At 45.4% G+C, this 14410-nt stretch carries 14 protein-coding genes; all 14 read right to left on the bottom strand.

The genetic code is table 11. The features are described 5' to 3' along the window. Positions 1-36: 36 nt before the first annotated feature. Genes AAIH57_RS01015 through fliQ form a run of 14 tightly spaced genes read right to left on the bottom strand, consistent with a single transcriptional unit; the run spans position 37 to position 14391 of the window. Positions 37-1446, bottom strand: a complete 1410-nt coding sequence (locus AAIH57_RS01015) for a DUF342 domain-containing protein (RefSeq protein ID WP_430020262.1) — start codon at positions 1444-1446, stop codon at positions 37-39. A 60-nt stretch (positions 1447-1506) separates the two neighbouring features. Beyond that, positions 1507-2295, bottom strand: coding sequence for a FliA/WhiG family RNA polymerase sigma factor (locus AAIH57_RS01010; protein ID WP_175396049.1), 789 nt, complete (start codon positions 2293-2295; stop codon positions 1507-1509). 15 nt (positions 2296-2310) lie between these two features. After that, the gene (locus tag AAIH57_RS01005; protein ID WP_430020261.1) at positions 2311-2757 is read right to left on the bottom strand and encodes a hypothetical protein; all 447 of its coding nucleotides are present in this window, start codon (positions 2755-2757) and stop codon (positions 2311-2313) included. Position 2758: 1 nt separating this feature from the next. Continuing rightward, positions 2759-3256, bottom strand: a complete 498-nt coding sequence (locus AAIH57_RS01000; RefSeq protein WP_175396051.1) for a chemotaxis protein CheD — start codon at positions 3254-3256, stop codon at positions 2759-2761. Continuing rightward, positions 3249-3869 (bottom strand): chemotaxis protein CheC, encoded by a 621-nt coding sequence (locus AAIH57_RS00995; RefSeq protein WP_095287977.1) that lies wholly within the window; start codon positions 3867-3869, stop codon positions 3249-3251. The genes AAIH57_RS01000 and AAIH57_RS00995 overlap by 8 nt, the downstream gene beginning before the upstream one ends. A gap of 9 nt (positions 3870-3878) precedes the next feature. Next, on the bottom strand, positions 3879-4340 hold the full coding sequence (locus tag AAIH57_RS00990) for a chemotaxis protein CheW (RefSeq protein ID WP_175396052.1): 462 nt from the start codon (positions 4338-4340) through the stop codon (positions 3879-3881). 41 nt (positions 4341-4381) lie between these two features. Then, the gene (locus AAIH57_RS00985; RefSeq protein ID WP_430020260.1) at positions 4382-6448 is read right to left on the bottom strand and encodes a chemotaxis protein CheW; all 2067 of its coding nucleotides are present in this window, start codon (positions 6446-6448) and stop codon (positions 4382-4384) included. Between the two features lie 33 nt (positions 6449-6481). Continuing rightward, the gene (gene cheB / locus AAIH57_RS00980; protein WP_430020259.1) at positions 6482-7894 is read right to left on the bottom strand and encodes a chemotaxis-specific protein-glutamate methyltransferase CheB; all 1413 of its coding nucleotides are present in this window, start codon (positions 7892-7894) and stop codon (positions 6482-6484) included. A gap of 33 nt (positions 7895-7927) precedes the next feature. Further along, positions 7928-8812, bottom strand: coding sequence for a MinD/ParA family protein (locus AAIH57_RS00975; RefSeq protein ID WP_175396055.1), 885 nt, complete (start codon positions 8810-8812; stop codon positions 7928-7930). Continuing rightward, entirely contained in the window at positions 8809-10161 is a 1353-nt protein-coding gene (gene flhF / locus AAIH57_RS00970; protein WP_430020258.1) for a flagellar biosynthesis protein FlhF, read from the bottom strand. The genes AAIH57_RS00975 and flhF overlap by 4 nt, the downstream gene beginning before the upstream one ends. Next, entirely contained in the window at positions 10158-12191 is a 2034-nt protein-coding gene (gene flhA / locus AAIH57_RS00965; RefSeq protein ID WP_430020257.1) for a flagellar biosynthesis protein FlhA, read from the bottom strand. The genes flhF and flhA overlap by 4 nt, the downstream gene beginning before the upstream one ends. Positions 12192-12215: 24 nt before the next feature. Next, positions 12216-13298 (bottom strand): flagellar biosynthesis protein FlhB, encoded by a 1083-nt coding sequence (gene flhB / locus AAIH57_RS00960; protein ID WP_175396058.1) that lies wholly within the window; start codon positions 13296-13298, stop codon positions 12216-12218. A 24-nt stretch (positions 13299-13322) separates the two neighbouring features. After that, positions 13323-14111: a flagellar biosynthetic protein FliR gene (fliR, locus tag AAIH57_RS00955; protein ID WP_175396059.1), complete on the bottom strand. Its 789-nt coding sequence runs from the start codon at positions 14109-14111 to the stop codon at positions 13323-13325. Positions 14112-14121: 10 nt separating this feature from the next. Further along, positions 14122-14391 carry a flagellar biosynthesis protein FliQ gene (gene fliQ, locus AAIH57_RS00950; protein ID WP_024630226.1) on the bottom strand — a complete coding sequence of 90 codons (270 nt, stop codon included), beginning with the start codon at positions 14389-14391 and terminating at the stop codon, positions 14122-14124. Positions 14392-14410: the final 19 nt, after the last annotated feature.

The raw sequence follows: 14410 nt of genomic DNA, 5'->3' as shown, positions 1-14410 counted from the left end.
TTTCGAATGGTTTTCTCCATGTGCCTGATGCTGTACTTAAACGTATGGGGCCATCGTAATATCCCCGTCATGATAATAAAATGAAATTCTGCTTAACGGATCTTTAATAAATTTAGTGTATCTGCCGATAACTATTTTAGAGCCTCCGTAAATCATCTTAAGAATATCCACTCGAGCTCTGCTTGTATCTTCCAGTACCTTTTCAATTTCAAAAATTCGCATCTTCGTATCTTCGTTAAGTCGAAGTGCAGACTTCTGTGTAGCCGTAAGCTTAATCCGCATTGACATTTTGTCTGGACTCAGTTGACCGGCGGCAGCTAGTTGATCCAGTAATATCAGGGCTTTCTTCGTTTTGTCCAAGGAATCCATCTGTTCCCTAAGTCCCTTGCGCAAGTCACTCAGTTCATTACGGAGTTTGGGAAGGACACCAACTTCGATTGAAGTTACGGTTGACATACTGTTACCGATAATACGAGCTGACACATTTTCGCCAGCTTGAATGGATCCACCAACAATAAGTCCCTTGGTACCTGCGCAGATCACTGCCCTGCCTGCACGAATGTTGGAATGCATAATGCTTTGGGAGACGAGTACATCTTCACCTGCATCTACGTTACCTTCTTGGATAAAGGTACATTTAACATTATGGCCTGCTTGAACAAGTCCTTTGTTATATCCGATAATGCCACCGGTAATCTCGACAGATCCGCCTGCTTCAAGCTCAGCACCTTCGACACCGCCGACTACGCGTATATCGCCCGCTGCTCTTATTTTGAAGCCGGTAAGAACATTGCCACGTATGACAACTGTGCCTACGAAATCAATATTACCGACATTGTAATCTACATCACCATTGATTTCGTATACCGGAAATACATTCAGCTTGTTGCCTTCCGTCTTGGTAACCAATCCATCCAAGGCAGCATACATCGCAGAACCATCCGGATTAATGACGACATTCTTCCCAATTTTGAATCGGGCGTCCTTCCCTGGACGAAACGGAATCTCCTCACCTGTAACGGCTCGGCCCACTGTGCCCTCAACAGGCGGGATACGTTCGGCAATGATTTGACCTGATTTTACATTGTTTAATCGAGTTACTTCCTTGTAGTCTACCTTGCCATCTTCTGCTTCCAAAGGTCGACGTTCATCCGAATCATCCATCCCTACCAGTACTTTGATATAACCATCGGTTCCTGGGACAGCAGGGATACCTTCAGCAATTTTGCATTGCGAATTTATAAATGTTTCAGGTTGGTTCACAAAAACAAGCAATGCCTCGCGCAGCACACCATACTTAATGCCCTGACCGGCAATATATTGTTCCAGTTCATCCAATGTGCAGGCGAAACCTTCTTCCTGTTTGGAAAATTCAAGGTAGGCCGTACTTTTATCTTCCGATAAAACAACGCTTAGGCATTGTTCCAAAGCAATTCGCTGTGTCAATGCAATTCTTCCCCCTTTTAGACTTTCCACTCCCCGAAATCCGTATAATCAAGCTCTCTTTTAATCTTTGCGCATCAACAAATCCTTCTGTTTCTCCAGCGTTCCACGGAGTCTTAATATGGCTTTGGAATGCAGCTGGGATATACGTGATGGAGAAAGAGACATTACTTCAGCGATCTCACTAAGTGACAAATCTTCGTAATACAAGAGGGAGACGACCGTTCTCTCTTTTACCGTCAGCTTGTCGAGTCCCTGAACCAAGGCATCCTTCAGATAAAACTCATTTACTTTGTAATCCGGGTTTTTGGCCTTTTCATCCACCATCAAGGAAAGACGAGTCTCTGATTCTTCTTCCCGAATCGGATCTTCAAGGGAACAAAGTGACATTACGGCCACTTCCTGAAGCATATGTTGAAAATCTTTTGTAGACACATCAAGGAATTGACTCATTTCCTCATCGCTTACTGACCGTAAATAGGTTTGCTCCAACTGTTGATATGCATCCTCGATTCGTTTAGCTTTCTCCCGTACTGAACGAGGAACCCAGTCCCCTTGACGCAAACCGTCCAGGATTGCGCCTCGAACACGCCATGAGGCATACGTCTCAAATTGAAGGCCTCGTTCATAGTCAAATTTCTCAAGAGCATCGATTAATCCCATGACACCATTGCTCTCAAGATCATCTTTCGGGACATTTTTGGGTAATCCAACTGCCAAACGTCCGGATACATAATTAACAATGTGAAGATACTTTTCAATCAATGCTTTCTTGGCTTCCAGATCTCCGTGCTCTTTCCACTTTTCCCACAGATCAGCATGATTCAAATGTGAAGCTTTACGCTCGTCCAATTGCTTTCACCCTCCTTATTTGTCTGTCAGGTGACGAACGGCCTGCGCCAATTCTTCCGGATCTTTGGTCCGTACCAGTTTAGGCGGATCCAATGGGGCGAAACCCGTTGGAGCTTTCGTCTCGGATGGCGGAATTTCTTCCCCAGAGGAGGCGTTCTGTCCATTCTTGAGCAAGTCGTTCAGCTCTTGTCCATCGTCTTCGAGTTTAATGTCCACCTGTGAACCTCTTACTTCCGGACCGTTTGGGGGATCATAATCGAATCCCTTACTCCCTGCGGATGAGGTCAGCAGCAGCCCTAGCCCCCAGCGCAAACCAAAAGCAAGGGCATACCAGGCTACGAATCCGATTAATCCGCGAATTAAACTGGTCATCAACAAATTGCTGCTGTATGCTACAAAAAAAGTCAGAATAAATCCGACTATGCCTGCTCCAAGATTAATGCGGTAGTTTCCTATCATCATTTTATAATTCCTTTACACCCATTTGTACACTTCTAATATTTAAAATACCTGTTTCACAGTCCATTTCAATGGTTCGGCCGTAATTACCACCGGTATCTTCAGCAAGAAGAGGTATATCAAGCTTTTGTAACCATTCCCGGCATGACTCAGCATTTCTCGGCCCAATGCGCATGGTATCTCCAGCGCCCGAAAAGGCAAACATCTGGGCACCTCCTGCCATCTTGGACACAATTCGTGAGCGAGATGCACCGAGTTTCAACATCTTTTCTAGCAGCTCAGGCAATGCCGTGTCCGCATATTTAGCAGTGTTCAATTTTCCTTCTCTAGCAATCTCTGATGAAGGAAGCATGACATGCGCCATTCCAGCCAGTTTCAAATGCGGATCATACATCGTTAATCCTACACAAGAACCAAGACCAGTCGTGCGGATTATGCCAGGAAGGTGAGCAATGTTCAAATCCGCCATACCGACTTTAACGACGCTTTTTTCTTCAATCATGATCCAGCGGCACCCCTAAAGATTCAAATATCTTGGCAAATGACAACGGATCGGGAATCAGGAAAAATTGACCTTCAACCTGATCTTCACCTTCGAAGAACGAAGTGTCAATCAGTAGTGCGTCGTCTCCCATTTCACCGAACTGCAGCAAGCCGTAACTGAGTATTGCTCCTGCCATATCAATCGCTAGCCCAGGAACCGTAGGATACATCGACAGTTTTGTGAAATCTGCAAGTGATGAGAGATACGATCCGGCCAGGATATTACCGATTTCGGATAATGCAGACTGTTCCATGTCCGTAAACATGAGACCTTCCTTCAGATCAAATCCGGCAAGTCGGTTCAGCAGCATTTTGGCAGCCTCTGGAGTCATCATGAAAAACAGATTCCCCGGTGCCTCGCCTTCAACACGCAAAAAGACAGTAACCACGATTCGTTCGTCCCCGCCCACTTTTTCTGCAACTTCCTCAAAAGGGAGCATTTGTACTGTTGGCACACCCATGTCAATCGGTCTATTCAGAAGCTGAGACAACGCCGTTGCGGCGTTGCCTGCTCCAATGTTACCGACCTCTTTGAGCACATCCATTTGGAATCCCTCAAATCGGTTGAACATCTCCACGTGTTAGCCCTCGACACTTTCCAGCTGTACAACCTCGCTTTTGTTCAATACTTCGTGCAGATTCAGCATGATCAGCAAACGCTCATTTTCCAATTTGGCCACACCGCGCAGATATCGTGCTTTGACTCCACCAACCACTTCCGGAGGACTATCGATTGCACTGCTCTTAATATCAATTACATCATTGGCCGCGTCAACGATAAATCCGACCTGCATGTCACCTACTGCTACGATAACAATGCGTGTTTGATCCGTATATTCCGTTTCAGGCAGGGAAAAGCGACCACGCAAGTCAATAACCGGGATTACAACCCCACGTAAATTAATAACCCCTTTTACGAAGGAAAATGTCTTAGGGACACGAGTAATCGGCATCATGCGCTCAATTGTCTGAACCTTCTCGACCTCAATACCGTACTCTTCAGAACCTAATTTAAAGACGATGACTTTCAATTCTTCTTCCATGGATAAAACCTCCCTATTAAGTGTAAGGCTTACGTAAATGTTTATTTAATAAATGCGTTAGGATCAACGATCAGAGCAACTTGACCATCTCCCAGGATGGTTGCTCCGGAGATTCCTTCAATGGAAGGAAGATAGCTTCCCATCGATTTGAGTACAATCTCGCTCTGTCCAATGAATTCTTCGACGGAAACCGCTGCGAGGCGATCACCTTTACGGATGACGACGATTTCTGTCTCCGACTCATCTTCATCATTGAAGTCAGGCACCCCGAACACTTCATTTAGTGACAAGTACGGAATGAGCGATTCACGGAAAGTGATCATTTTGTTGCCATGAATATTCCGAACCTGCTCACGCTGCACAATTGCCGTCTCCACGATGGAGGACAAAGGAATCGCATATTTCTCTGAACCCACTCGTACAAGCATTGCAGCGATAATGGACAACGTTAATGGCAGTTGAACCGAGAAATTAGTACCTTTGCCAGGTGTGGAATGAATGGTCACATTACCGCCTAAGGAAGTGATCTTGGATTTTACAACATCCAATCCGACTCCACGTCCGGAGATATCCGAGATTTTGTCAGCTGTACTGAAACCCGGGGCAAACAGCAACTGATTGACTTCATCATCACTCATTTTGGCACCCTGTTCTTCCGTTACAACCCCGCGTTTGATGGCTGTTTGCAAAAGCTTCTCACGATAAATCCCCTTGCCATCGTCTTCAATCTCAATAAAAACATGATTTCCACTGTGGAAAGCACGAAGGTTAACTGTGCCCATTTCCGGTTTCCCGGCCGCAATACGTTCAGCGATCGACTCTACACCGTGGTCAACAGCGTTACGCAGCAAATGCACCAGTGGGTCACCAATCTCATCAATGACGGTACGGTCCAATTCAGTTTCAGCACCGGTAATGACCAGATCGATTTTTTTATCCAGCGTCTTGGCCAGGTCACGAATCATCCGCGGGAAACGGTTAAATACGGTATCCACAGGTACCATCCGCAGTTTAAGTACGATATTTTGTAGGTCTGAGCTAACTCTGCTAAGATGGGCAACCGTATCGGATAGATCATTATTACCCGTTTCGCTCGCCAACTGCTCCAGACGAGAACGATCAATCAGCAATTCACTGAACAAATTCATAAGCACATCCAAACGCTCGATATCCACTCGGATCGTGCGCGAAGGTGCAGCTGCCTGTTTAGCTGGTGCAGCAGGTTTGGCTGCTGGCTTTTGTTCCGTTTTCACGGCAGGTGCAACCTCTTGTGATACAGCTGTAGCTATGGCGACAGTTTCAGCTTCAACCGCTGCTGCAGCCTGGTTGGTCATTTGCTGAAGAGTTTCCTGATCCAGCTGAATCACTTTGGCACTTTCTATCTCTGAAATGCTTAATATACTTTTTTCCAGTTCCTGCGCTTCCTTGGTTGTTATGTAATACAACGAGAAACTGCGCTCAAACTTCTCCTGCTCAATATCTTGAACGGTTGGGAAAGACTTCACGACTTCACCGGAACGTTCCAAGAGATCAAATACCATGTAGGCACGTACGCCTTTCAGCTGGCTATCCTCACTAACAAGCACATCGATGTAAAAGACACGATGCCCTTCAGCGATGGACTGGTCCAGCACGGAGTATTGGAACTCGTCCAAATCAACAGCAGAGGAAATGGACTCTACCGGCTTACTTGTTTCTGCAGCTGCTGGAGATTCACCACCTGTCCATTCCCCGCTTTCAATGGCTTGAAGGGAAGCTACAATGGCAGAAACGTCCGCCTTACCCTCTCCGCCACCAGTAATGTCCTGAACCATGGTTTCAAGCGCATCCAAACTCTTAAACAGGGTATCAAAAATATAATCCTTCATTTTCAATTTCTCATTACGTACCAGATCTAACACATTCTCCATTTTATGTGTCAATGATGCCAAATCCTCAAAACCCATCGTAGCGGCCATACCTTTCAAAGTATGAGCAGAGCGGAAGATGACCTGAACGATGCTAAGGTCCTCCGGATTGCCTTCGAGTTGAAGCATATTGTCGTTAAGGGATTGCAGATGATCATTAGACTCATCAATAAACATGGATAAATATTGGTTCATGTCCATTGTGAGGCACCTCCTCCATGAGTTACACTCCGTTTATTTCACTGCTTGAACAAGTTTTGGGGCGATCTCCTGCAAAGGCAGAAGATGGCGAACGCACTGCAGCTCTACAGCAGAACGCGGCATTCCATACACAACACAAGTCTCTTCATTTTCCGCAAAGGTGGATGTGACACCAGCTTCATACAGTTTCTTCATCATGCGAGCTCCATCACTACCCATGCCCGTCAGCAAAACCAAATGTCGCTGAAGTGATGTGAACGGCAATAACGACTCAAACATCGTATCCACCGAAGGCCTATGACCATTCACCGGATGCTCCTCAGTAAGCTTCAAAATAAACTTTCCATCTGCCGTGTTGCTTACTATGATGTGATATCCGCCAGGAGCGATATATGCAGATCCTTTTTTTAGGACCATACCATCTTCAGCCTCAACCACATGCAGCGGACTGAATGTATTCAAGCGTTGTGCCAAAGAACGGGTAAAGTTCGGTGGCATGTGCTGCACGATAATGACAGGTGCAGGCAAATCAGCAGGCAGTTCCTCAAGCAATGTTTTTAGGGCTCTTGGACCTCCTGTGGAGCAACCAATCGCGACAATCTTGTTAAAAGCTCCTTCAGTACCCGCTACTGCTTTTGGAATTGGGCGACTTGAGGCTGCAGCGACCTGATCCACTGCCGATCGTAATGGTTCAGAGTTCCGAATCTCCTTTGGTGTAGGGACGGGCTTAACAGGTTTCCGCGTTTTAGCTTCTCTTACGTCAGGAAGACGATCGGGACTCTTTGGAGCCTCTGCCTTTTTGTCTGACCGCTCTTTTTTCTGATCCCCCAGTGGTGCGTTTCGCTTCAGGGATTGGGATTGGAAACGTTCGCTTTGTTCGCTGGTTGGGCGTGTGACCGGCTGAACCGGGTCAATCCGTTTTTGTGCTGGTTCTCTGTGAACTTGGGCAGGCGTTTCTCGCTGTACCCGCTGAGATTGACGCAAGACGTCTTCCTGAATCTCTTTCCTCTTTTGCAAGGATGCCTCGCGGTCCGCTTTTCGCTTGATTTCATTCATGGCCGCCCGCATTCTCTCAACGAGGGCCTTACCTACCTGAGCAATATCCTGATCATGTGAAATGGAAGGCTTTCGGATAAAATCGAACGCTCCTGCTTCAAGCGCCATAATGGTTTCTTTCATCCCTTGTTCATTGATACCAGATAGCATGATGACAGGAACAGATGATTGCTGCATTATTGATTTTAGTGCATCCAATCCATTCATCTCAGGCATTTCAACATCCATTGTAATAATATCAGGCTTTACATCCACTGCTTTTTGTATTGCTTCCTTGCCGGTTGAAGCAGTCGCCGCAACTTTGAATTCCGGGTCCGCTTCAATTAAATCCGTGACAATTTTGCGCATAAAAGCGGAATCATCGACAACCAATACTTGATACACCGCCATGTTTTGTCCACCTCTGTTTCCTTTTTTCAGAAATCATGTTGTCTTCCTAAGCCACTTTTTCATAAATCCCCTGATTCCTGTCAAGGTTCCGGACTGGTTAACCGCAGGTTCAGCCAGATAGCGAAGGGCGAGTCGCTGTATATCTCTGGAAGCTTTTGATTGGGGATAGGCCAGACTATAAGGCACCTGTCTCTTCACCGCTTTTACGACATTCGGATCTTCAGAAACATACCCGAGCAAGGGGATATCGGTCTGCAAAAAACGTTTAGCTACCCCAGCTATTTTATCGGCCACCCGTTCCGATTCCTGTTCATTTTCAACGCGGTTAACGATCATCCGAAAAGGTGTAGCATTTTCCTGACCATGCATCACTTTGACCAGAGCATATGCATCTGTTATGGAAGTTGGTTCAGGTGTGGTTATAATCATACATTCGTCAGCTGCACCGATGAACTTCATATTCTCTCTAGAGAGCCCCGCACCGGTATCAAAAATGACATAGTCCATTTCTTGTGCAATCATTTCCACTTGCTCTGCAAAAAACTCCAAATCACGATCCGACAAAGAAAATAATTCTTTCATGCCCGATCCACCAGCTATATAGGGCAAGCCGTTCGCACCAAGCTGAATGATTTCCTGTATGGACTTTTGCCGATACAATAAATGATACAAATTATAGGGAGATGTTGTCCCCATAAGGACATCAATATTGGCCATCCCGATATCTGCATCAAACACAAGTACCTTCCGCCCCAGAGTTTGTAATGCAAGTGCAAAATTTAAAGTGAAGTTGGACTTTCCTACTCCGCCTTTTCCACTTGCAATGGTTAAGATCTTGGAAGAACGGCTGCGCTCCATACCGTCCTCTTCTCTGGGTGCTGACACCATACTTCGAAGTGAGGCTGCCTGGTCTCTCATTGTGCAAGTTCTCCCAGTAGTTGTTTAGTTAGGGACCCTGGATCAGGTTTTAACAAATCATCAGGAACGTTCTGTCCATTAGTCACATAGGCAAGTTTTAGCGGAAAACGATGCAAAAGATTAATCATCGGACCACACGTGCCGGTTTCGTCCATCTTGGTGAAGATGATTTTATCCAAACCATACTTACTGAAATGTTCAGTAATTTCGAACATATCCGTATTTTTGGATGTCATGCTCATGACCAGGAATGTTTCACTATTCTCTACAGGAGCCAGCAAGCTTTGTAACTCAGATACCAGCAGTTCGTTTCTGTAGTTTCTTCCTGCGGTATCCATAAAGATCAGATCACAATCCTGCAGGCGGGATATCGCTCGCTGTGTATCTCCGGGAGACTGCACAACCTCAAGCGGAACATTCAAAATGGAAGCGTAAGTTCTAAGCTGTTCCACTGCTGAAATACGGTATGTGTCCGAAGTGATAAACCCGACTTTGCGATGATGTTTAAACATCTGCTCAGCAGCTAGTTTGGCAATAGTTGTTGTCTTACCCACTCCTGTAGGTCCAGCAACATAGACAATTCGAGTCCCGGGTAATATGCCGGCATCAATACGTTCCTCTAGAAACTGTAAAATCTGTTGCTGAACTGACTGGACAATATCTTTTTCTTCCAGCACATTTGCATTTAACTGCGTCTCAGCCGCTTCAAACCATGACTCGAATACTTCTGCCGAAACTTCTTGTCCAATCAGCTGTTCTCGTAGAGAATGAAACTCTTCAGGTAAAGGGTCAGCCAAAGCACTCTGCTTGGATAATTGAGTCATCATTCTTTTGAGGTCTTTCAGTTCAGACATCAATTCAACTTGCTGCCCCTGTTTTTCTTCCTTCAGCAGGGGAGAAGATGCTGAACCGGAAAAATCCGCTCCTTCCGGTCGCGGTTTATAATCCATGCTTGAATCAAATTTACCGATCCCAAAGGCTGATTCGATGTTACTCGATCCAGACTTGGCAGCGGTCTCCTTGTGTTGTTCATTCATATCCTGATCTGCAACATTGGCAGGAGATTCATTAGCTTCGTTTGCAAATGAACGAGCCGTTTGCCGATACGCTTCAGGAACAAATGCACGCGGTACTGGTGTAAATGGATTCTGCACTTGCTTTTTTGCTTCTTTTTTCTCTTCTTCTTCAACTGCCGCCACAACTTCAATTCTTTTTTTGCGAAACATTCCCATCATTCCGCCCACCTTGATTTCTTTGGTGGACAGAATGACAGCGTCACTTCCCAGGTCTTTCCGAATTTGAAGCATCGCTTCGGGCATGGTCTCAACAATATATTGTTTTACTCTCATAAGTTCACCACTCCGACACTTTGGATTTCAACATTCGGTTCCAACTCACTATAGGAAAGTACCGGTATGTCCTGCATGGTACGTTCAATGACTTGACGCAGATACATACGAATGGTTGGAGAAGTTAATACAACAGGTTGTTGACCTGATTGGATCAGTCGATTGACCTGTTCGGTCAATTTTTGATATACACTCTGTGTTGAAGCAGGGTCCAATGCAAGATAACTACCCTGATCGGATTGCTGCACACTCTCGGCAATTTTCTTCTCCAGTCCAGGTCCAACCGTAATCACTCTGAGCGTTTCACCTTTTTGGGAGAACTGTTGAGTGATTTGACGGGAGAGCGATTGTCTTACGTACTCTGTCAGAACATCCGGGTCTTTCGTATACGTCCCGTAATCTGCCAGTGTCTCGAAGATCGTGACCATATCTCGAATCGAGATCTTCTCACGCAGAAGTTTAGCCAACACTTTTTGTACATCCCCAATGGCCAAAACCGAAGGAATCAGCTCATCCACAAGTGCAGCATAGTTCTCTCTGAGATTATCCACAAGCGCTTTCGTCTCTTGTCTGCCAAGCAACTCATGCGCATGTTTCTTGATCAGTTCCGTCAGATGGGTTGCAACAACGGAAGGAGGATCCACAACCGTGTAACCTGCAAGCTCAGCGCGATCTTTGGTCACTTCGTCGATCCAGAGGGCAGGAAGACCAAAAGCCGGTTCCGTCGTTTCAATACCAGTGACAGACTCTTCTTCATAACCTGGACTCATAGCCAGATAATGGTTAAGCAGCAATTCACCGCCTCCAACCACATTACCCTTGATCTTAATGACATACTCATTAGGCCTTAATTGAATGTTATCTCGAATCCGTATCACCGGAACCACGAGTCCCAATTCAAGTGCACATTGTCTACGTATCATAATAATCCGATCCAATAGATCTCCGCCCTGCTGATTATCAGCGAGAGGGATCAAACCGTATCCAAATTCGAATTCGATCGGATCCACCTGAAGCAAATTAATTACGCTTTCTGGACTTCTAACCTCTTCAATCTGCTGCTCTTCCTCCATCTGTTCTTCTGCCTCCTGTTTGGATTTCAGATTATTCTGCATCCTCCAAGCGGCAAATGCCAATATACCCGCCAAAGGTATTGTCGTTATGGCATGAATCGGAGTGAAGAAACCAAGCATTGCGATTACAAAAGCTACAATATAAATGAGCGTCGGGTATGTAAACAACTGCCCCGTAATATCATCTGCCAAATTTCCTTCGGATGACGCTCTTGTGACGATAAGTCCCGCTGCTGTTGAAATCAATAGAGCAGGAATCTGACTTACCAATCCATCCCCGATTGTTAATACAGAGTACGTGGATAATGCATCTGCAAACGAGAGGCCATGCACGGTCATACCGATGATAAACCCACCAATGAGATTGATCAGCAAGATGATAATACTTGCGATGGCGTCTCCTTTTACGAATTTACTCGCCCCGTCCATTGCTCCGTAGAAATCAGCTTCTCTCTCAATTTTGGAACGACGCTCACGCGCCTGTTGCTCATTGATCAAGCCTGCATTTAAATCCGCATCAATACTCATCTGTTTACCAGGCATCGCATCGAGTGTAAAACGAGCTGCAACTTCTGCTACACGTTCTGACCCCTTGGTGATAACGATAAACTGAACAACGACCAGTATAAGAAAGACGATAAAACCAATAGCAATCTGACCGCCTGCGATCCAGCTACCAAACGTTGCTACGACAGATCCCGCGTCTCCATTTCCGAGAATCAGCTTCGTTGTTGAAATATTTAAAGCTAATCGAAACAGTGTCGTAATCAACAGCAGTGCCGGAAAGATGGAGAATTGCAACGCTTCCTTGCTGTTCATTGCAACGAGCAGTATCATCAATGCAAGTGAAATGTTGACAACAAGCAGCATATCCAACAACCAGGTTGGGATCGGGAGAATCATCATCAACACAATGCCGATGATACCCGCAAGGACAGCAATATCTTTAGTTTTCAATGAATGTACGGCCTCCGATCCCTTTTATTTCGTTCTGCCCTTTAATTTATATACATAAGCCAGCACTTCGGCTACCGCTTGAAACAAATCAGCCGGTATGGCGTCGCCAATCTCGGCCCTCTGGAACAATGCCCGTGCCAGCGGCTTGTTTTCCATTGTAATGACACCGTGCTCTTTGGCAATTTCCCTAATGCGCAAGGCGACGTAATCCTGACCTTTGGCAACAATCTGAGGTGCTTCCATCTCGGAACCTTCATACTTTAGCGCAACCGCAAAGTGCGTCGGGTTCGTGATGATCACATCTGCATTGGGAACTTCTTGCATCATGCGCTGTACAGCCATACGACGCTGTCGTTCCCTGATTTTACCTTTGATCAGCGGGTCACCTTCCATTTTTTTGTACTCATCCTTGATGTCCTGCTTGGACATCCGAATGTTTTTCTCGTAATCATATTTCTGATACATGTAGTCGAATACTGCAAGTACCATTAAGGCAACAGCAATCTTGACACCCAGATTCAGGGTGATTGAAGCTGAAAAATGTAAAATGGCATCCAGAGAATAATGAGAAAGCGATGCAATTTCCGATTGGTAACTTATAATCGTACTGTAAACAAGGTATCCGATAATCAACATTTTCAAAATGGATTTTGCAAACTCCACCAACGAGCGGAGTGAGAAAATGTTTTTGAATCCTTTGATTGGATCTAGCTTTTCAAGCTTTGGCTTCAATCCTTCTCCTACAAGGAGAAAACCAACCTGCATATAATTGACTATCAATCCGACAAGTGCAGCACCAAGCAGTACGGGGGCAAGCAGCAGCATCACTTCAATGCCATAACGCATCATAAGGGCCATTACATTCTCGCCGGTGATCTCCAAGCTCAGTCGATTCATAAAGATATCCGTGAATAACCGGACGATGCGTTCTTTGTAAAAGTTACTAAATACCATCATGATTAAAAAGGTGAACAGGAGAATGGATGCCCCAGAGATCTCCATACTTTTGACAACCTGTCCCTTTTTGCGCGTATCCTGCCTTTTTTTCGGGGTGGCTTTCTCTGTCTTCTCCCCTGCGAATAACTGAAGGTCCAGTTGAAATTTCATTTTAAATCCTGTCCTCCGTTTCCTTTAACCTGGCCTCTGTCCGATCGTCCCAAGCAATTTTTCCATAGATCTAAACATTGCTTCGAACAATTGGCCAAATACAAAGGCGAAGCTCGGAACCATCAAAAGCAATATGGCGATCCCCACCAGGACCTTTAACGGCATACCGACAGCAAACACATTGAATTGAGGAGCAGTTTTAGCCAGAAAGCCCAGTCCCACATCCGTCAAAAACAAAGCCACTACAATAGGTGCCGACATTTGAAAGGCAAGCATAAAGGCCTCCCCTAACGTATGAACGAGAAACTCAGCAATACTCCCATCGGCCAATCGTATGAAAAAGGCATTGGATAACGGTATCCAGCGATAGCTGTAAACTATGGCATCCAGAAGATAGTGGTGACCATTCATCGTCAGGAAAAGCAGCATAGCAAAAGCGTATTTGAAATTACCTGTCAGCGGTGCGGAAGCCCCCGTCATCGGGTCAAAAACATTCGCCATACCAAAGCCAATCTGAAGATCAATAAATGTTCCAGCGGTCTGCACAGCTGTCATGATCAAATAGGCTACAAACCCTAGCAGCAAACCTATTAGTATCTCTCGGATAATCAATAGGATGTAACTCAGATCGGTAGGCACTTCCTGATTCATGCCATAAACGACATAAACCGTTAATGTCACAAATGCCGATAAACCCACCTTAATGGAATTCGGGACATTTCGAGCTGAAAACACTGGTGCAGTTACAAAAAATGATGCAATTCGACAAAACATAAGCAGAGCGACAGGAAAACTTTGCAGCAATGTCTCCATCGGCGAAAGCCTACCCTATATATCTGTATAAATTATCAAGAATGTTATACGTGAAATCTACCAAAATATTTAAAATCCATGGCCCAAATAAGAGCACTGCCAAAAGTACGGCAATAATTTTAGGAACAAAGGCTAATGTCTGCTCCTGAATTTGGGTTGTTGCCTGAAATACACTGATAATGAGACCCACAACTAGAGCCAGTATAAGCATGGGTGCGCTGGCCAGCAGTGACGTATATACTGCTTTCCCGGCCAGACCTATAATAAATTCTGAAGTCATGACCGTCCTCCTTTAACTT

This window comes from Paenibacillus sp. MABNR03 (genome assembly GCF_050455445.1).
GTDB lineage: Bacteria > Bacillota > Bacilli > Paenibacillales > Paenibacillaceae > Paenibacillus > Paenibacillus xylanilyticus.
This window is presented reverse-complemented; position numbering and strand designations above follow the sequence as displayed.